The organism is Pseudomonas sp. EA_35y_Pfl2_R111 (assembly GCF_963970955.1).
Taxonomy (GTDB): Bacteria; Pseudomonadota; Gammaproteobacteria; order Pseudomonadales; family Pseudomonadaceae; genus Aquipseudomonas.
This window is the reverse complement of sequence record NZ_CAXAOM010000002.1, coordinates 251,840-271,314: the sequence shown is the minus strand read 5'-3', so window position 1 is coordinate 271,314 and position 19,475 is coordinate 251,840. Positions and strand designations below refer to the sequence as shown.

Here is a 19,475-nt window from a genome sequence, read left to right as displayed (position 1 = left end):
TTTTCTATTGCGCAAGGCTATCGCCGAGAGCATTGGGATGCTGCTCGCCGCAAGCTGGCACAGCCGCAGCAGCAAACCTTTGCTTAGATGCTGCACGACCCGCCAGAGCGGCAAAAATGGCAGCAACCACCAGCACCGCAGCGCTCAACTCGAAAGTCGCCCGATAGCCGCTTAGGTCGAATGCCAGCCCGCCAAGCGTTGCGCCTGAGCCAATCGCCAGTTGCACGACCGCCACTACCAGTGCGCCTCCGGCTTCCGTGTCATCGGGCAAGGTTTTCGCCAGCCATAACCACCATCCCACTGGTGCTGCCGTTGCCACCAAGCCCCAGAAACCGAGCAACAAGGCTGTGCTTATCGCCGAGCTGCCAAACGCCACCAGCGCCAGGGCAATTACAGCCATCAGCATCGGGATGGCGATCAGTGTTTGATACAGGCCTTTCTTCAAAAAGCCTTCAATCAGGAACGTGCCGGCAAGGCCCGCAGCCCCAAGTACCAAGAGCATGAGCGACAACAGGGAAGCGCTGACGTGGGTCACCGTTTCCAGAAACGGTCTTAAGTAGGTGAACAGCATGAACTGACCCATGAAGAACACACTGACCGCCAGCATGCCTAGCGCAACCGATGGGCGCTTCAATAGCCTGAAGAAATTACCGTTGGCGTTTCGACGCTCGGTTTTCATCTTTGGCAAGCTCAACAGCAACCAGATGGCGGCGATTACAGCGACGGGCACAATGCAGAAAGATGCCCCTCGCCAGCCGATCAGCGCGCCGAGAAAACTACCCAAGGGCGCGGCAATCACGGTGGCCAAGGCATTGCCACCATTAACCACGGCCAACGCGCGCGGTACTTGCTCATCCGCCACCAGACGCATGGCGGTCGCGGCCGACAGCGACCAGAAGCCGCCAATGGCGACGCCAATCAGCGCGCGGCCCAGCATAAACACCGGGTAGTTAGGCGCGACGGCCACCACCGTTCCAGACACGATCGTTAGTAGCGTCAGTGACAGCAATAGCCGCTTGCGCTCGAATCGCGCCGCCACCGAAGTGATCACCAAGCTGGTGAGCAAGGCAAACAGCCCCGAAACAGAAATGCTCAGCCCAGCTTGCCCCTCGCTGATGTGCAGGTCGGTAGCAATCAACGTCAGCAGGCTGACTGGCATGAACTCCGAGGCCACTAGCACAAACGCGGCGAGCGACATGGCGAGCACGGCGCTCCAGGATTGCAAGGGGCTCTGCCGGGCAGTTACTTGATCAATCACTGCAGATGGCTCTGGAAGAACGCCGTCAGTTTGGCAAACGGGATCAGATTGACTCGGTCGTATAGGTCCACATGGCCAGCGCCCGGAATGATCACCAGCTCCTTGGGCTCGGCAGCACGCTGGTAGGCATCTTCACTGAACTCGCGTGAGTGTGCTTCGGCACCGGTGATAAACAGCAGCGGTCGTGGTGAGATGGTCTCGATATCGTTGAACGGGTAGAAGTTCATGAACTTCACGTTGCTGGTCAGCGTCGGCATGGTGGTTGTTTGTGGCGTTGCGCCGGCTGGGGTGACCGCGCCACGTGGGGTGCGATAGAAATCATAAAACTCGTCACCGATTGGGTTGCCGGTCAGCGTTTGCGGCGTGCCGCCAGTGAGCTTGACTGTACCGCCCTGGAACTCAACGTCGCGCTGTTGGGACGCCTCGCGGATGATTTGCTGGCGCTGTTCGGCGGTGACAGCATGGCGCAAACCGTTGCGGTTGGCCGAGCCCATGTCATACATGCTAACGGTCGCGATAGCCTTTAAACGTGTATCGATCTTGGCTGCGCTGATCACGAAACTGCCGCTGCCGCAAACACCGATGGCGCCGATGCGCTCGCGATCAACCAACGGCTGGGTGCCGAGAAAGTCCACGGCGGCGCTGAAGTCTTCCGCGTAAATGTCAGGGGATACCGCGTTACGCGGAGTGCCGGCGCTCTCGCCCCAAAAGGACAAATCCAGCGACAGCGTGATGAAGCCCTGTTCGGCCATTTTGCTGGCATAGAGGTTGGCGCTCTGCTCCTTTACCGCGCCCATTGGGTGCCCGACGATGATGGCGGCATGTTGGGCCTTGGCGTCGATGCCCTTCGGCGTAAACAGGTTTCCGGCCACCTGCATCCCGTATTGATTGTTGAAGGTGACCTTTTCCACTGCCACCTTGTCGCTCTGGTAGAAATTGTCCGCGCCGTTAGACATGTCAGCTCCTAATGATGAGAAAGAGGTGATAAGCAGCCCTAAGGCCAGCAGCATGTTTTTCATGTGATATTCCTTGCCGATGAGTGATTACCCGTTAGGACACATTCTCCGGCGCTGCCTGCCTGTTCTGTAGCGCATTCCACTGGATTACTTGCCTAATCCGCTGAACTTTCATGGGTTTACTGGGAAGTGCAGAGGCTGACGAGTTAGAGTTCGGCCACGAGGTATATGCAGCCATGACGACTAGTAACGACAGCCACACTCACGACACATCCGCACAAGAGGCGCTGGCGCAGATCATTGGCGCTCGGGTCAGTCAGCCGGGTGACTTCTCAACGTCTATCGTCGGCCTGGGCTTGTTTCGTCGCGATGAGCCATCGGCGCCGGTGGTCTGCATGGTCGAGCCAAGCATCATCCTCGTCGCCCGAGGCGAGAAGCGCCTGTGGGTCGGCGGAGAAGGGCACACATATGACACCTCGAAGTTCCTGATCACTTCCCTTGGTGTGCCGGCCAACTCCGAAGTGTTGGTGGCAAGTGCGGAGCAGCCGTGTTTGGGGCTGACCTTGAAGCTTGATCTGCGCATGTTGGCGGAATTGATTGCCCAGGGCGGTCTGCCATCAAGTCGTGACAAAGCGCTGAGAACGAGCGTGGGCATCAGTACAGCCACCCCGGCCTTGTTAGCTTCCTTTGGGCGGCTATTGGCGCTGCTGGAAGAGCCCGAGGCGATCCCGGTACTGGCGCCATTGATTCAGCGAGAAATTCATTACCGGTTGTTGATGAGTGATCAGGCGGCCAGTCTGCGGCAGATCACTGCTGTCGATGGTCAGGGCTATCGGATTGCCAAAGCTATCGATTGGCTGACGCTGCATTACGCTTCGCCGCTGCGCGTAGACGAACTCGCCGCACGGGTGCAGATGAGCGCACCGACCTTTCACCACCACTTTCGCCAACTCACGGCGATGAGCCCGTTGCAGTACCAAAAATGGCTGCGCCTGGCCGAGGCCAAACGCTTGATGCTCAATGAGCACCTGGACGTATCCAGTGCTGCATTCAAGGTCGGCTACGAGAGTCCCTCGCAGTTCAGCCGCGAATACAGTCGACTGTTTGGCACATCCCCCAAACGAGACATTGTGCTGTTACGGGGAGCCGGTAGTTAGCTGCAACGCAGCCCCGCCCATAGGGAACGAGCGCTCTAGAAAGAGGCGAGGATTCGCCCGAGCACGCTCATGGCTTCTTCACTCTCGGGATTCCAGGGATGGCCGTAGTTGAGGCGGGCGCAGTTGCCGAAGCGACGGGTGGCCGAGAAGATCGGTCCCGGTGCCAGGCTGATGCCTTGCGCCAGTGCCAGTTGGAACAGGCGTAACGCATCGACCTGTTCGGGAAATTCGAACCAGAGAAAGTAGCCGCCGCTTGGCCGGGTGACCTTGGTGCTGGCCGGGAAGTGCCGCGCGGCTGAGGCGAGCATCGAGGCCTGCTGCGCTTCCAGGGCATGGCGTAGTTTGCGCAGATGGCGGTCATAGCCGCCGTGTTGCAGGTAGTCGGCCAGAGCGGCCTGGGCCGGTACTGAGGGTGAAATGGTGGTCATCAGTTTGAGTCGGCTGATTTGTTCGGCATAGCGCCCGCCGGCCACCCAGCCGACCCGGTAACCGGGCGCCAGACACTTGGAGAACGAACCGCAGTGCATCACCAGGCCTTCACGGTCGAAGCTCTTTACTGGTTTGGGCGGCTGGCTGCCGAAGTACAGTTCGGCATACACGTCATCCTCAATCAGTGGCACTTGGTGGCGTTGCAGTAGCTGATACAACGCCTCTTTCTTCGCGTCACTCATGCTCGCGCCCAGCGGGTTCTGCAGGCTGCTCATAAACCAGCAGGCTTTGATAGGCAGGCTGCTCAGGCGCTCGGCCAGCACGTCCAGATCAATACCTTCACGCGGGTTGACCGGGATTTCCACGGCCTTGAGCTTTAAGCGTTCCAGTACTTGCAGCGTGGCGTAGAACGCTGGCGCCTCGATGGCCACCAGATCACCGGGTTGAGTCACCGTTTGTAGGCACAGATTGAGCGCTTCCATGGCGCCGCTGGTGATCACCAGTTCTTCCGGTGACAACATCACGCCACTGACCATATAGCGCAGGGCAATCTGTCTGCGCAGATTGGGGTTGCCCTCAGTCATGTCGGCGATCACCGCTTGCGGCTGCATATCGCGCAGGGCGTGCGCCATGGAGCGCGCCAGACGCGGCAGGGGAAACAGCTGCGGACTGGGGAAGGCCGAACCGAACGGCACGGTATTGGGATCTTTCAGTGAGGCGAGCACCGAGAACACCAGTTCGCTGACATCCACCTCGGTGGTCTGCGTCGGCTGCTGGCTGGTTTCCGGCTCGGCCAGCGAATGCCGCGCCAGCTCGCGGACGAAGTAGCCGGAGCGTGCGCGGGCCTGGATCAGACCACGGTCTTCCAGCAGGTAATAGGCCTGGAAAACCGTGGACGGGCTGACCCCATAGGTACGGCTGGAGTGGCGTACCGAAGGCACCTTTTCACCTGGGGCGAGCATGCCGCTGCGGATCAGTTCGGCAATCTGCTCTGCGAATTTTTCGTAGCGTTTCATCGGGTCCGTAGGGGCGGCCAGTAGATGACCGCACTCTACGGGGAGTTGCTTTGCCATGCGACTGTCAGCGCCCGCGCGGCGAGAGAAAGGTGCTCTGCGTCTGCGCCCGTTCGTTGGCATCGGCCAGGTTATGGATCGCGAAGCGCACGGGCAGGGTGCTGGCGTCGGCCTGTTCGCTCTCCAGCACCACTGTCACCGGTACATCGAGAATTTCCCCAGGGTCTAGCTGCAACTGCTGCGGTGCATCCAGGCGCAGGCCGGGGCTGTCGATCAGCACCAGGCCATAGCGCTGTGGCTGTTGGGTCTTGTTGATCACCTTGAGCAGGTAGGTGTTCTCGATCTGCCCCAGCTGATTCTCGCGGAACATGCTGCGGTCTTTGGCCGAGTCGATGGACAGCATCGAGCGGTCACTCAGTGCCCAAACGAAGGCGCCAATCATCAGCACCAGGGCGATGCCGTAACCGATCAATCGTGGACGCAACCAGTGGGTTTTGCCACCTTGCAGTTGCCGCTCGGAGTGATAGCCGACCAAGCCTCTGGCGTAGCCCATTTTGTCCATGACCGAATCGCACGCATCGATACAGGCGCCGCAACTGATGCAGTCAATCTGCAGGCCATCACGGATATCGATACCGGTTGGGCACACCTGCACGCACATATAACAGTCGATGCAATCACCCAGACCTACGGCCTTGTGGTCGCTGTCCTTCTTGCGTGGGCCACGGCCTTCGCCGCGCTTGGCGTCGTAGGCCACCAGCAGGGTGTCGTCGTCGAACATTGCACTCTGGAAGCGCGAATACGGGCACATGTGCACGCAGACCTTCTCACGCAGCCAGCCGGCGTTGAGGTAGGTGGCGGCCATAAAGAACAACACCCACACTAGCGTGCCGCCGTCCAGTTGCAGGCGCAGCAGGTCGCTGGAAAGTTCGCGGATCGGCGTGAAATAACCGATAAAGGTCAGCGCCGTGAGCAGGCTGACGCCCAGCCAGATTGCGTGCTTGGCACTGCGCCGCGCCAGCTTGTTCAGCGACCAGGGCGCGGCATCCAGCTTGACCCGCTGATTGCGCTCGCCCTCGGTAACTTTCTCCGCCCACATAAACACCCAGGTCCACACGCTCTGTGGGCAGGTGTAGCCGCACCACACGCGCCCAGCGACTACGGTGATGGCGAACAGACCGAAGGCGGCAATGATCAACAACGCTGATAGCAGGATGAAATCCTGCGGCCAAAAGGTCGCGCCGAAAATGTAGTAACGGTGCTCGGCGAGGTTCCACAACACGGCTTGTCGGCCGCCCCAGTCGAGCCAGGCGGTGCCAAAGAAGATCAGAAACAGCAAGCCGGCACCGTACAGGCGCAGATTACGAAAACGGCCGCTAAAACTGCGGGTATGAATCGGCCCGCCAGCCTGGGATGGCGTCAGGCGGATAGGCTGGCGCGGGTCGATGGTCTCGATGATCTGCGCGGGAATACGTTCGCTCATTACGGGCCTCGTCGGGCTTTATCAGGCGAGGCGCATGATGCGAGTGCGGGTGTTTAGATAACAGACTCAGGTTTTCAAATAAAAAGCGGATCAGATGGTGGGCTGGTTTCGGCAGAACTGTCGAGAGGGGCGCTTCAGGGGCGATTCAGACCGCTATTGGCCGAGGCTGTGTATAAACGTTTGCGAGCCAGCTTGATGGTCTGAGCCTGAACAAAAATTGCCTTCCTACGCAAATTTCGGGTCTGCTGACTGGCAGCAAGCTGCTGCAGATTTTAAGTAGCAACGATGACTTCAAAACGGCCTGCGTTTTTACACGGCCTGGGCCGAAAGCGGCCTAGCCAAATTTTCGGGCTCAGTGGAAATTCCTACTCTGGACATCCAGCCCTTCAAGCAGGTCGCTTCGGTCTTTCAGATGACCCGCGATCAAGTGCACTACACCAGATTCATCCTCCAGCTTGCCTTTCACCTGCAACAGCTTTGAATGCATTAACGCAGGCCTGTACTGATCAGCAAGGTCACGCCAAACAATCACGTTGATCATGCCGAATTCGTCTTCAAGGGTTACGAAGGTGACGCCTGAGGCGGTTGAAGGGCGCTGCCTACCCATCACTATGCCGAACACCGTAACGTGATTGCAGTCTCCGATCTCTCTCAGATCCTGAGAGCTCTTAGCTCTCATTGAACGAAGTGTCTCTCGCAGCAGGGACATTGGATGCGGGCCAAGCGTCGTACCTGTTCGCGCATAATCTGCATGCATGTTTTCGACGACAGTTGGTTCAGGAATCACTACGAGATCCTCAGCGATGTCATCGACAAACAAGGGCAGCGGTTGCTGCACGGCTGCAATTTCCCACCGCGCTGAGTAACGATTGCCCGCCAGGCTCTTCAGTGCATCGGCATCTGCCAACAACTCTCGCGCTTTCTGATCGAGGCCGGCACGTAGGCATAAATCACTGATGTCCCTGAAAGGCTTCGTCTCCCGTATAAGCTCAATCCTGCGGCCCACCTCTTCAGATAGCCCTTTGATCATCCGAAGCCCCAATCGAATCGCTGGCAACGTCCGATCCAAAGCCTCCAATGTGCAGTCCCAATCGCTCACCGTCACGTCTATCGCCCGGATCTCAATGCCGTGACGGCGCGCATCCTGGAGCACCTGATCGGGTGAGTAAAAACCCATCGGCCAACTGTTGATGAGTGAGCAGGCATAGGCCGACGGCTCATGACATTTGAGCCAACAACTGGCGTAGGTCAACAGGGCGAAACTGGCTGCGTGCGACTCTGGAAAGCCGTAGTTTCCGAAGCCTTTGATCTGCTCGAAAATGCGGGCGGCAAACTCTTCGGTGTAGCCTCGTTCGAGCATGCCTTCTCGTAGGCGTATTTGATGTGGTTCAAGGCCGCCGTGACGTTTCCAGGCGGCCATCGAGCGCCGCAACTGATCGGCCTCACCCGGGGAGTACCCGGCAGCGACGATAGCCAAGCGCATGACCTGTTCCTGGAAAAGCGGTACGCCCAAGGTGCGCTCGAAAACCTCTCGAAGCTCATCACTTGGGTAGGTTACTGCCTCCTCACCGTTGCGCCGCCGCAGATAGGGATGAACCATATTCCCAACGATGGGCCCAGGCCGAACGATGGCCACTTCGATGACCAGGTCGTAAAAGGTCTTGGGCTTTAAACGGGGCAGCATGGACATCTGTGCGCGCGACTCGATTTGGAACACGCCGATGGTGTCTGCTCGACTGATCATCGCGTAGGTCTCTGTATCTTCGGCAGGGATATTCGCCAGGGTCAGGTTACGACGATCATATCGGCGCAGCAGATCCAGGCAGCGACGGATCGCGCTCAGCATGCCGAGGGCCAGAACGTCGACTTTCATCAACCCAAGCGCGTCGATGTCGTCCTTGTCCCACTGAATGATCGTTCTGTCCTTCATTGCGGCGTTTTCGACCGGTACCAGTGTCGACAAGGGATGCTCAGAAATGACGAACCCGCCTGGATGTTGCGACAGGTGGCGGGGGAATCCCACGAGCTGCTCCGTCAGTACCAGCACCATTTGAACTGGCTTCAGTTCTGGATTGAAACCAGCTTCCAGAAGTCGCTCAGCCGGTGGTATCCGGTCACTCCAACGACCGCAGCAGTTTGCCAATGCAGACACCTGATCAGGAGGCCAGCCAAGTGCTTTGGCGACGTCTCGTATGGCTCCGGCAACGTGATAGGTGCTCGCCACTGCGGTCAGGGCCGCACGCTCGCGCCCATACCGGGTGAAGATGTACTGAATGACCTCTTCGCGTCGTTCGTGCTCGAAGTCGACGTCGATATCAGGCGGCTCATTGCGCTCTTTAGAGATGAACCGCTCGAACAGCATGTTCAACCTGGTTGGATCAAGTTCAGTGATACCAAGTGCAAAACACACCGCCGAATTAGCGGCAGATCCCCGGCCCTGGCAGAGAATGTTCTGACTGCGGGCAAAGCGGACGATGTCATGAACGGTGAGGAAATAGCTTTCGTACTTCAGCTCTTCAATCAGCGTCAGCTCGGCTTCGATCTGGGTCTGAGCTTTCTCTGGAATGCCTATTGGCCAACGCCATTGCGCGCCGTCGTAAGTCAGCTCCCGCAACCAGGCTGAGGGCGTTTTTCCTGTGGGAACGACCTCATGTGGGTACTCGTATTTCAGTTGGCTCAGATCAAATGTGCATCGCGAAGCGACCTTGAGCGTTTCAGCTAGAAGCTCCGCAGGATAGAGGATTGCCAGGACGCTAATGGGCCTGAGGTGCCGCTCTCCGTTTGGGAAAAGGTGGTAGCCAGCCTCAACTACGGTGCAGTGATGGCGAATCGCGGTGATCGTGTCCTGAAGAGCTCTGCGCCCCCGCGAGTGCATATGAACGTCGCCCGTCGCAACGAGGGGAATCTGCAATCGAAGTCCCAGCTCCTGAAGCATCGAAAGCTTCTGGGCATCGTCAGGCCCGTGATGCAGTTCAACGCCGATCCAGCACCTGTCAGGAAATGTTGATGAGACCCAAGCACCGTGCTCATCGCTCACACGCTTGTCAGGAATCCAGATTGCAAAGATGCCGCCAGTCGATGCTCCAAAATCCGATTGGTGAAGCTCGTAGGTGCCTTTTGTGGTTCGACGCCGGGCCGTGGTAATCAGTCCGCATATGCGCTGGTAACCAACAAGGTTCTGCGCAAGCAGCACAAGCTTGATGCCTTCCGCGAGCGTTACTTCGGCTCCCGTGATTAGGCGAACGTTAGTGGTCTTTGATGCCTGCCACGCACGTACGATGCCAGCGAGTGAACACTCATCAGTGATGGATAGCGCTTCGTACCCCAGTAGGCTCGCCTTTTCGAACAGCTCTTTGGCGCTGGATGCCCCTCGCTGAAAGCTAAAGTTCGAGAGGCAATGCAGTTCTGCATAGCCTGTCATGCGAACCAGCCGTGCAGCATTAGCGGCCCCGCGCTGCCTGAAAAACGGAAGGCCCAACCACGTTGGCCGCTTCGGGTTTCCACTACGTAGTAGTCACGTCGTACGTCTCCGCCGTCCCACCAGCCCGATTCGATTCGCTCTGGCCCGCTGACAATGCGTAGCGACGAGTCATGCAGCGGATAGGGCTCAGCGACAAGCCAGCCTGGGCGAGGCCCACAGGCTGATAACGACAGTCCTATTGCCTCCTGTGTCCAGGATCGTTCTGGCCGGTGATCGGGACGATCACCCAGCCCATGAACTGCACTGTCACCAAGCCGTGCGCGCAGACGCTCACGCAATTGCTCCCAGGATTGCGACTGCTGCGGGCGCTCATCGAAGAGTTGCCGGTGTTGCGGAGCGAACGCGGGCAGATCTTGTGCGACAAGTCGTAGTGCCAATACAGGGGCGGGCAGTTGCTGATGCTCCAGCCGTCCACGGCTCAGTTCGAAGAGCATGCCGGCATCACGCTCAGCACTGAGTAGGCCCACCTGAACCAGGCTGTCAGAAAGTGCGCGGTGTTCCAGGTGCAGCACGAAGCGCTGCACGCCACTATCGCGTCCAGAAAGGTAGGCCGATAGGTCAGCAGTCAAACGGCGAAGCGGGAACAGCAGCGCCTGATGTGATTCGACTTCAAAGTTCAGCTCGATCCGGATGTCGAACCTATCCGGTGGGGTATAAAAATCCAGGGCAAGTGGGCGACGACCGAACAAGGTGTCGAGATGAAGTAGAACCTCGGCGGGAAAGCGCTTTGCCAGGCTGCTGCGGGGGAGGGCCACAAGCTGCTGCAAGTTACGCAGTCCCATTCGCGCAAAGGCAGTCGCCACGCTCTCGGACAGCCCCAGTCGTTCTACTGGCAACGGGTGGAGGGCTTCCTGCAACGATTTATCATCGACGACCGCCAGGCCATCCCCGCAGTGCGAGAGCATCCGTGCCGCCGACGGGTTGGGCGCTAGGGTGATGCGATGCTGGAAGCCCAGTGCCAAAAGCTCTTCACGCAGTCGCGCTTCAAATCGTGGCCATGGGCCAAACAGAGCAAAACTGGACCGCACCTCAAGCAGCAGACAGCGCGGGTAGTGCAAGCTGACTTGTGCGCTGAACCCATAGGCCCAGGCAGCCAAGAACTGCTGCCACCTTTCGATATCCGCTTGATCGTAGTCAGCAGTGGAAAACTCCGAGGTCAGAGCCTGGGCCGTGGTAAGCGACTGTCCGGGTCTTAGACCTATTGAGCGGGCCGAGGCGTTGACCGCCTGTATGACGCGGCGTTGTGCTGGGCCGCTGAGCAGTACCAATGGGCGCTCCGGATCAGAGCGGTGACGCAACACTCCGTCCATGGCCAATTGTGGCAACAGGATGCACGCCCAAAGCATGGCCGCTTACTGCCAATTGGCTGCGATAGGGTGCGCAGAGGCTATGCCACCGCGACACTTGAGCACCCTGATCTGCACCGGTTGGGCGTCCACTACCAGGCGTAAGGCCGCGGGTGATGCGTTAACTGAGGCCGATAAGGGACGATACGCAAAAGCCAGGGTCTGGCCGGTTTCAGCGGCGATCTGTAAGCGGCGCAACGAGCGGTCATCCGCTTCGCGAGGCCAGCACACAACGGCGCCGCAGCTACCTGAGCGTAGACACTGCTCAGTAGCCCATAAGATGTCACGACCTTGCGCCTGAACAATGCTCAGGTAGCGCAAATCGATTTGCGCTGCGAGCCAGGCTTGGGGGTAGGGTTGGTGAAGAGGCCCGATCAGCACCACACGCTCGCCAGCACGCGTCAGGCGAGCCAAGGTCGGCCATAGAAGACGCAACTCTCCCGTGCCTGTCGCAGCAACCAGTATTTCGCTCAGCGCCGCATCAGGCCAACCACCGCCAGGGAGCACGGCGTCCAGAGCGGCGTTCCCTGTCGGCTGGCAGTGCGCTGAAGGGGTGGCGACTGCCTGCCCACGCCAAACGCGCCGCGCATCAAGCAAGCTGTCTATGGTCACGACGGATGACATGAGGGTGAACCAAAATACTGTATTGATATACAGTATTTGCTCAGGTGTAGTTTGTGGTCAAGGTGAGTCGACGAGCTGCATTCGATCTAGCCGCGTCGGGTTAATGGCAATCGTGCTGTCGAACCATGAGCAGGGATGGGGCAGCTGTGTACGAGGTGCCAGCATCCCGCTCATATCAGGCCATCGGAGACAGGCTCATCTGTTCAAAACAACGTAGTGTCCGCCTGCGCCAGTAAGCAGCCGGCCAGCCGGCGACTACGAAATTAGGGCCAACTCACATACCCGCCTTCGCCTAAAGTTCAGAGGGCGATTGGAGCGCGATCAGGCAACTGTTCTACGTTCGCGTTATCCTGGCCCACCTTTCCCGCACCGAAGCCCACCCATGCTGGTTATCTCCAACAGCGTTCATCTACCTGACGATGAAGTCGAATTGATCGCCATACGTGCCCAGGGCGCGGGCGGGCAGAATGTCAATAAGGTGTCCAGCGCGATACATCTGCGTTTCGATATCCAGGCGTCCAGCTTGCCGCCGTTCTACAAGGAGCGGCTGCTGGCATTGCGCGATAGCCGCATTACCGCCGACGGCGTAGTGGTTATCAAGGCCCAGCAGTACCGCACTCAGGAGCAGAACCGCGCCGATGCCCTAGAGCGCCTGGCCGAGCTGATTCGCAGCGCCGCTAAAACCGAAAAAGCCCGTCGCCCGACCAAACCCACCCTGGGCTCGAAAAAGCGCCGTCTGGAAGGCAAGAGCATTCGCGGCACGATCAAGGCGGGGCGCGGCAAGGTCGATTTCTAAGAACCTGTTCACGATCTGCTGCGCGTCGGCCCTGCTGCGTTAAAAACAGGTTCGGATGCGAGCCCAGTCATCTTCCTCGCCTTTTTTGGCCTTGTAGGGCTCTAGCTCGCAAGGTCGTGAGTAGGTTCTAAGCCTGTCGCGTGTTTAAAGCGGGTTTTATCAGCTGTTTTCGTGAGCAAGAGTAGGGTTTTCATGTGTGCATATTTGACTAAGATGCACGAATGAAAACGACCCTTGATGAACTGCTGGCCTTTGTCAGTGTGGTGGACAGCGGCTCGCTTAGCGCCGCTGCCGAGCACCTGACGCAGACTGCTTCCGGCGTCAGTCGCGCCCTCAGTCGGTTGGAAGAAAAACTCGATGTAACGCTGCTGCGCCGCACCACGCGCCGTCTGGAGTTGACCGAGGAGGGCCAGGCCTTTCTCGCCCAGGCGCGCAAGATTCTTGATGCGGTGGAAAGCGCCGAAGAGCACATGAAGGTGCGTCGGCAGAAGCCAGCAGGGCGCTTGCGGGTGAATGCTGCCGCGCCCTTTATGCTGCATGCGGTGGTGCCGTTGGTGGCAGGGTTTCGTGCGCAGTACCCGGATATTCAGCTGGAGCTGCACAGCAGCGATCAGATCATCGACCTGCTGGAACAGCGCACCGACGTCGCCATTCGTATCGGTCCGCTGCGCGACTCCACCCTGCATGCGCGGCCGTTGGGCAGCAATCGCCTGCGCATTCTCGCCAGCCCGGCCTATCTCAAGGCCCATGGCACACCGAAGACCGTTGCCGAACTGAGCGGGCACAGCCTGCTCGGTTTTACCCAGCCGGAGAGCCTTAATCAGTGGCCTTTGCGCCATCCATTGGGCGACTCGCTGAGCATCAACCCTAGCCTGAGTGCCTCCAGTGGCGAAACCCTGCGCCAATTGGCGTTAGCCGGGGCAGGCATCGTTTGCCTGGCGGATTTTATGACCGCCGCCGACCGCAACAGTGGCGAGCTGGTGCAGTTGCTGCTGCGCGATACCGTCGAGGTACGCCAGCCGATCCACGCTGTGTACTACCGCAACACTGCGCTGGCCTCGCGCATTACCTGCTTTCTCGATTACCTCGCGGGGCAGTTGGCCGCGGCCTAGCATTGGCGAGGTCGTTCAGGCTGCGGCTTCCTCGGCCAACTCCTGACGGGCTTGACGCATCACCTGATAAGACGCGGTGATCGCCAGGCCGGCCATGATGCTGGCCACTAGCAGGTCCGGCCAGGCACTGCCGGTGCCGAACACGCCGAGGGCGGCCAGCAGCACGGCAATATTGCCCAGGGCGTCGTTGCGCGAACACAGCCAGACGCTGCGCATATTGCTGTCGCCCTCGCGGTAGGCGTAGAGCAGGGCGGCTACGCCGACGTTGGCCAGCAGCGCCAGGGTGCCGACCACGCCCATGGTCGGCGCGTCCGGCACCTGGCCGCTGAGCAGGTGCCAGATAGCCGCGATCAGCACGCCGACGCCGAATACCAGCATGCTCAGGGCTTTGAACAGCGAGGCTTTAGCGCGCAGGGTCAGGCTCATGCCCAGCACCCACAGGCTGATGCCGTAGTTGGCGGCGTCGCCGAGAAAGTCCAGCGAGTCCGCCAACAGCGATACTGAGCCGGCGCGCATACCGGCGACGATTTCCACCCCGAACATGCCGAGGTTGACCGCCAGGGCGATCCAAAGAATCGTGCGATAGCGTTTGCTGATGCGGGTGGTGTCGCAGCTCGATGTGCTGTTGCAGCAATTGACGCCCATAAGGCTTCTCCTGAAAAGGTCTGAGCGCTACGCTAAACCCTGTAGCTACTACGGAGTCAAGCCATGGGCAAGCCGTTGACCATCAGCGGGTTGAGCCGCGCAAGCGGGGTCAATCTAGAGACCATTCGGTTCTACGAGCGCAGCGAACTGCTGCCGCCACCCAAGCGCAGCGCCTCGGGCTACCGCCATTATGAAGAGGCCGATGTCCGCCGGCTGCGCTTTATCCGTCGTGGCCGCGAACTGGGTTTCAGCCTGGAGGAGATTCGCGCGCTGCTCGGTTTGGCTGCCCGGCCCCACAGTCCCTGTGCGGAGGCGGACAAACTGGTGCAGGAGCACCTGCTGACCATCGACGCACGGATTCGCGATCTGCAGAAGATGAAAGCCGAGCTGAGCAAGCTTGCTGGTTGTACCAGCGCCGAGGCCGAACATTGCCGGCTGCTGGAGGCGTTGGACAGCCGTGACTGTTGCCTTGACGGCGAGGCGCGAGAGGAGCGCTAGCGGGCGGTTATTGGCGGTTATTCAGGTAGGTCTGATAGTCCGGCACCCGGTAGTCGTGCGCTTGGTCCAGCAGGGCACTGCCGAGCATATAGTCGGCGCTGCTCTCGTTGCAGGCCACGGGGATATTCCAAACTGCGGCGACCCGCAGCAGCGCCTTGATATCCGGATCGTGGGGCTGCTGCTCGAAGGGATCCCAGAAGAACACCAGCATATCCACCCGCTGCTCGGCGATGCGCGCGCCCAACTGCTGATCGCCCCCGAGCGGCCCACTGATCATGCATTCGATCGGCAAGCCAAGGCGACGCCCCAGCAGCAGGCCGGTGGTGCCGGTGGCCAGTAGGTGATGCCCCGCCAGTTTGTCGCGCTGGCGTTCGCTCCAGTCAAGGAGGAACTCCTTGCAGTGGTCGTGAGCCACCAGGGCAATGCGCTTGCGTGCCGGCAGGGTGGCGGTGGTGAAGCTGATACGGCTCATGCTGAATTTCCGGATTTGTTACGGCTAAGATTTCTACTCAGTCACTTGTGCTTTCGTGCGCTCGTACTCATAAAACCGTGAGTCATTGATTATGAGTTATGGCGTTTTCTGTATGAGCGGGCCATGCCCGCGATGGGTTTCGCGGGCATGGCCCGCTCATACAGGTGTCCACAAGCTGACAGACGCGACTGCCTCCAGTTCGCTGCGCGACAGCGCGGCGTTCGGCCGACGAGGGAACTCTTACAGATAAACGTGCAGTCGGTCGGTTTAGGCGGCACGGCATAGCGCCAGACAGGTATCGAGCATGCGGTTGGAAAAGCCCCATTCGTTGTCGTACCAGGCCATGACTTTCACCAGCCGGCCGCTGACCTTGGTGTGATTGGCGTCGAAGATCGATGACAGCGGGTTGTGGTTGAAGTCGCAGGACACCAGCGGCAGGCTGTTGTAGCCCAGCACTGGCGAAGTACGGCTGGCGTTCAGCAGTAGCTGGTTGATTTCCTCTGCGCTGGTGTCGCGCTTGACCTGTAAGGTCAGGTCCACCAGCGAGACATTGATCACCGGCACACGCACGGCCATGCCGGTCAGTTTACCGGCCAGCTCCGGCAGCACCAGGCCCACCGCTTCGGCGGCACCGGTCTGGGTCGGGATCATCGACTGAGTGGCCGAGCGCGCCCGATAGGGGTCGCTGTGGTAGACGTCGGAGAGGTTTTGGTCGTTTGTGTAGGCGTGGATGGTGGTCATCAGGCCGTGCTCGATGCCCAACTCGCGTTGCAGCACCTGGGCCACTGGAGCCAGGCAGTTGGTGGTGCAGGAGGCGTTGGAGATAATCTGCATGGACGAACGCAGGATGTCGTGATTGACGCCATAGACGATGGTGGCGTCGGCACCCTTGGCCGGTGCCGAGACGATCACCTTGCGGGCACCGGCGGCGAGGTGGGCGGCGGCCTTGCTGCGTTCAGTAAACAACCCGGTGCATTCGAAGACCACATCCACCCCCAGTACTTGCCAGGGCAGGTCTGCCGGGTTGCGAATAGCGCTGACAGAGATACGGTCGCCGTTGACCGTGAGGCTTTCGCCATCACTTTCCACTTCGCCGTCAAAAATCCCGTGAACGCTGTCGTATTTTAGGAGGTGGGCATTGATCGCGCTGTCGCCCAGGTCGTTGATGGCTACCACCTGCAGCTGTTGGCGGTAGTCTTGGCAGTAGAGGGCGCGAAGCACATTGCGGCCGATACGGCCGAAGCCGTTGATGGCGATGCGAATAGTCATGGTGAGGTCCGTTATTTGTTTTGTTGTTTGAATTACAAGATTATTCCCGTATTGATAGAAATCAAGTGTTTTAAGTGGCAGTATTTTTGTATTAAGCACAAGATATTGCCGTCCACCAGCCAGGAGTCAATCACATGCACCCCCGCGTACTTGAGGTAACCGACCGCCTGATCGCCCGCAGCCGCGCCACGCGCGAGCCCTATTTGGCGATGATCCGCGCGGCGGCCAGTGAAGGTCCGCAGCGTGGCAAGCTGCAATGCGCCAATTTCGCCCACGGTGTGGCCGGCTGCGGCAGTGATGACAAGCAGACCCTGCGCCTGATGAATGCAGCCAACGTGGCGATTGTTTCTGCTTATAACGACATGCTCTCGGCTCATCAGCCCTATCAGGACTACCCGGAGCAGCTCAAACAGGCCCTGCGCGAAATCGGCTCGGTGGGCCAGTTCGCCGGCGGTGTGCCTGCCATGTGCGACGGCGTGACCCAGGGTGAGCCGGGCATGGAGCTGGGCATCGCCAGCCGCGAAGTGATCGCCATGGCTACTGCGGTGGCCCTGTCGCACAACATGTTCGACGCCGCGCTGTACCTGGGGATTTGCGACAAGATCGTTCCCGGTCTGCTGATGGGCGCGCTGCGTTTCGGTCACCTGCCGAGCCTGTTCGTGCCGGCCGGGCCCATGCCGTCCGGGCTGTCAAACAAGGAGAAGGCCGATGTGCGTCAGCGCTATGCCGAGGGCAAGGCAACGCGCGACGAGCTGCTGGCCGCCGAGATGGCCGCCTACCATAGCCCCGGCACCTGCACCTTCTACGGCACTGCCAACACCAACCAGCTGTTGATGGAAGTGATGGGTCTGCATTTGCCGGGTGCTTCGTTCATCAATCCGAATACGCCGCTGCGCGATGCCCTGAGCCATGAGGCGGCGCAGCAGGTCACCCGCCTGACCAAGCAGAGCGGGCAGTTTATGCCGCTGGGCGAGATCGTCGACGAGCGCTGCCTGGTCAATTCCATTATCGCCCTGAGCGCCACCGGCGGCTCCACCAACCACACCCTGCATATGCCGGCCATCGCCCGCGCCGCAGGCATCCAGCTGACCTGGCAGGACATGGCCGATCTGTCCGCTGTGACTCCGACCCTGGCGCACGTCTATCCCAACGGCAAATCCGACATCAATCATTTCCAGGCGGCCGGCGGCATGGCTTTTCTGATCCGCGAGTTGCTCGAAGCCGGGCTGTTGCATGAAAACGTCAACACCGTGGCCGGCCACGGCCTCTCGCGCTATACCCGCGAACCCTTCCTTGAGGATGGCAAGCTGGTCTGGCGTGATGGCCCGAGCAAGAGCCACGATGAAAGCGTGCTGCGCCCGGTGGCCAATCCTTTCTCGGCCGAAGGCGGCCTGCGTCTGATGCAAGGCAACCTTGGGCGCGGGGTGATGAAGGTCTCCGCCGTGGCCCTGGAGCATCAGGTGGTGGAGGCTCCGGCGCTGGTGTTCGAAGATCAGCAGCAGTTGGCCGATGCCTTCAAGGCCGGCGAGCTGGAGCGCGACTTTGTTGCGGTGATGCGCTTTCAGGGCCCGCGCAGCAACGGTATGCCGGAGCTGCACAAGATGACCCCCTTCCTCGGCGTGCTGCAGGACCGTGGCTTTAAGGTGGCACTGGTCACCGACGGGCGAATGTCCGGTGCTTCGGGGAAAATCCCGGCGGCCATCCATGTTTGCCCCGAAGCCTACGGCGGCGGGCCGCTGGCGCGGGTGCGCGACGGTGATCTGATTCGTCTCGACGGCCATACCGGCGAATTGCAGCTGCTGGTCGATGCCGACGAGCTAGCGGCGCGCGAGCCTGCGGTCGACACCCTGCTCAATGCCGTGGGCTGCGGCCGCGAGCTGTTCGCCTTTATGCGTCAGTCCTTCAGCTCGGCGGAGCAGGGGGCTAGCGCCTTCACCACCAGCCTGGAGTCGTTGCAGTGAGGCTAGCCCTGGTCGGTGATATCGGCGGTACCAACGCACGCTTTGCCCTCTGGCGCGATGAGCAACTGGAGTCGGTGCGGGTGCTGGCCACCGCCGATTTTCCGGGACCGGAGGCGGCGATTTGTGCGTATCTGAGTGATCTGGGTCTGCCGCTTGGCTCGGTCGATTCGGTGTGCCTGGCCTGCGCCGGGCCGGTCAGCGGCGACCTGTTTCGTTTTACCAATAACCACTGGCGCATCAGCCGGACGGCCTTCTGCCGTGAGCTGCAGGTGCGCGAGTTGCTGTTGGTCAATGATTTTTCCGCCATGGCCCTAGGCATGACTCGGCTGCGTGATGACGAGCGCGTGCAGGTCTGCCCTGGCACACCCGAGCACGAGCGCCCCTGCGTAGTGATCGGCCCTGGTACCGGCCTTGGGGTCGGCACCCTGTTGGCTCTGGCCGATGGCAGCTGGCTGGCCCTGCCTGGCGAGGGCGGGCATGTTGATCTGCCGATCGGCAGCCCTCGCGAGGCCGAACTGTGGCAGCAGCTATATCGCCAGCTCGGCCATGTGCGCGCCGAGGATGTGCTGAGCGGCAGAGGCCTGTTACAGCTTTATTTTGCGATTTGCGCGCTGGATGGACATACGCCGAGTTTGTCTTCACCGGCCGAGGTTACGCTGGCAGCGCTGGCCGGCGACGCGGTGGCGATGGCGGTGCTGGAGCAGTTCTGCGTCTGGCTCGGCCGTGCCGCCGGCAACAACGTGCTGAGCCTGGGCGCGCGCGGCGGGGTTTACATAGTCGGCGGTGTAGTGCCGCGCTTCGCCGAGTTCTTGCTGGGCAGCGGTTTTGCCAAAAGCTTCAGCGACAAGGGCTGCATGAGTGATTACTTTGCCGGCATCCCGGTATGGCTGGTAACCGCCGAATATCCGGGGCTGATGGGCGCGGGAGTGGCCTTGCAGCAGGTATTGGGCCGGTCTTAGGTATTCTGTAGGAGCG

16 protein-coding genes are annotated in these 19,475 nt (G+C 60.1%); 6 read left to right on the top strand and 10 right to left on the bottom strand.

Annotation, left to right across the window (positions count from 1 at the left end; all coding sequences use genetic code 11):
• Window positions 1–4: 4 nt before the first annotated feature.
• Window positions 5–1,198 carry an MFS transporter gene (locus AACY25_RS09820; RefSeq protein WP_339524988.1) on the bottom strand — a complete coding sequence of 398 codons (1,194 nt, stop codon included), beginning with the start codon at window positions 1,196–1,198 and terminating at the stop codon, window positions 5–7.
• A 56-nt stretch (window positions 1,199–1,254) separates the two neighbouring features.
• On the bottom strand, window positions 1,255–2,277 hold the full coding sequence (locus tag AACY25_RS09815; RefSeq protein ID WP_339524197.1) for an alpha/beta hydrolase: 1,023 nt from the start codon (window positions 2,275–2,277) through the stop codon (window positions 1,255–1,257).
• 173 nt (window positions 2,278–2,450) lie between these two features.
• On the opposite strand from AACY25_RS09815, the gene AACY25_RS09810 reads away from it, so the two are divergent.
• Window positions 2,451–3,371, top strand: a complete 921-nt coding sequence (locus AACY25_RS09810; RefSeq protein WP_339524195.1) for an AraC family transcriptional regulator — start codon at window positions 2,451–2,453, stop codon at window positions 3,369–3,371.
• A gap of 35 nt (window positions 3,372–3,406) precedes the next feature.
• Here AACY25_RS09810 and mapR read toward each other — a convergent pair whose 3' ends face one another.
• From mapR to imuA, 5 genes are all read right to left on the bottom strand, one after another.
• Entirely contained in the window at window positions 3,407–4,816 is a 1,410-nt protein-coding gene (mapR, locus tag AACY25_RS09805) for a GntR family transcriptional regulator MpaR (RefSeq protein ID WP_339524987.1), read from the bottom strand.
• Window positions 4,817–4,880: 64 nt separating this feature from the next.
• Window positions 4,881–6,296 carry a cytochrome c oxidase accessory protein CcoG gene (gene ccoG, locus AACY25_RS09800; RefSeq protein ID WP_339524193.1) on the bottom strand — a complete coding sequence of 472 codons (1,416 nt, stop codon included), beginning with the start codon at window positions 6,294–6,296 and terminating at the stop codon, window positions 4,881–4,883.
• 352 nt (window positions 6,297–6,648) lie between these two features.
• The gene (locus AACY25_RS09795; protein WP_339524191.1) at window positions 6,649–9,717 is read right to left on the bottom strand and encodes an error-prone DNA polymerase; all 3,069 of its coding nucleotides are present in this window, start codon (window positions 9,715–9,717) and stop codon (window positions 6,649–6,651) included.
• Window positions 9,714–11,123 (bottom strand): Y-family DNA polymerase, encoded by a 1,410-nt coding sequence (locus AACY25_RS09790; protein WP_339524189.1) that lies wholly within the window; start codon window positions 11,121–11,123, stop codon window positions 9,714–9,716. The genes AACY25_RS09795 and AACY25_RS09790 overlap by 4 nt, the downstream gene beginning before the upstream one ends.
• Window positions 11,124–11,129: 6 nt before the next feature.
• Window positions 11,130–11,747 (bottom strand): translesion DNA synthesis-associated protein ImuA, encoded by a 618-nt coding sequence (gene imuA / locus AACY25_RS09785; RefSeq protein ID WP_339524188.1) that lies wholly within the window; start codon window positions 11,745–11,747, stop codon window positions 11,130–11,132.
• Between the two features lie 382 nt (window positions 11,748–12,129).
• Between imuA and arfB the strand changes: the two genes are divergently transcribed.
• Together arfB and AACY25_RS09775 are read left to right on the top strand one after the other, a co-directional pair.
• Window positions 12,130–12,543, top strand: coding sequence for an alternative ribosome rescue aminoacyl-tRNA hydrolase ArfB (arfB, locus tag AACY25_RS09780; RefSeq protein WP_339524187.1), 414 nt, complete (start codon window positions 12,130–12,132; stop codon window positions 12,541–12,543).
• A gap of 221 nt (window positions 12,544–12,764) precedes the next feature.
• A complete protein-coding gene (locus tag AACY25_RS09775) occupies window positions 12,765–13,655 on the top strand; it encodes a LysR substrate-binding domain-containing protein (RefSeq protein ID WP_339524185.1) in 891 nt (296 codons plus the stop codon).
• 15 nt (window positions 13,656–13,670) lie between these two features.
• Here the strand turns inward: AACY25_RS09775 and AACY25_RS09770 are convergent, their stop codons facing one another.
• Complete coding sequence (locus AACY25_RS09770) at window positions 13,671–14,300, bottom strand: cation diffusion facilitator family transporter (RefSeq protein WP_339524183.1); 630 nt, start codon at window positions 14,298–14,300, stop codon at window positions 13,671–13,673.
• Between the two features lie 63 nt (window positions 14,301–14,363).
• Here AACY25_RS09770 and AACY25_RS09765 point away from each other — a divergent pair, with 63 nt between their 5' ends.
• Window positions 14,364–14,798 carry a MerR family DNA-binding protein gene (locus AACY25_RS09765; protein WP_339524181.1) on the top strand — a complete coding sequence of 145 codons (435 nt, stop codon included), beginning with the start codon at window positions 14,364–14,366 and terminating at the stop codon, window positions 14,796–14,798.
• A 7-nt stretch (window positions 14,799–14,805) separates the two neighbouring features.
• On the opposite strand, the gene AACY25_RS09760 is transcribed toward AACY25_RS09765, so the two are convergent.
• Together AACY25_RS09760 and gap are read right to left on the bottom strand one after the other, a co-directional pair.
• Window positions 14,806–15,270: a methylglyoxal synthase gene (locus AACY25_RS09760; RefSeq protein ID WP_339524179.1), complete on the bottom strand. Its 465-nt coding sequence runs from the start codon at window positions 15,268–15,270 to the stop codon at window positions 14,806–14,808.
• A 267-nt stretch (window positions 15,271–15,537) separates the two neighbouring features.
• On the bottom strand, window positions 15,538–16,539 hold the full coding sequence (gene gap, locus AACY25_RS09755) for a type I glyceraldehyde-3-phosphate dehydrogenase (RefSeq protein ID WP_339524177.1): 1,002 nt from the start codon (window positions 16,537–16,539) through the stop codon (window positions 15,538–15,540).
• Window positions 16,540–16,673: 134 nt separating this feature from the next.
• Here gap and edd point away from each other — a divergent pair, with 134 nt between their 5' ends.
• Both edd and AACY25_RS09745 read left to right on the top strand, forming a co-directional pair.
• The gene (edd, locus tag AACY25_RS09750) at window positions 16,674–18,500 is read left to right on the top strand and encodes a phosphogluconate dehydratase (RefSeq protein WP_339524176.1); all 1,827 of its coding nucleotides are present in this window, start codon (window positions 16,674–16,676) and stop codon (window positions 18,498–18,500) included.
• Window positions 18,497–19,459 (top strand): glucokinase, encoded by a 963-nt coding sequence (locus tag AACY25_RS09745; RefSeq protein ID WP_339524174.1) that lies wholly within the window; start codon window positions 18,497–18,499, stop codon window positions 19,457–19,459. The genes edd and AACY25_RS09745 overlap by 4 nt, the downstream gene beginning before the upstream one ends.
• The last annotated feature ends 16 nt before the right edge of the window (window positions 19,460–19,475 follow it).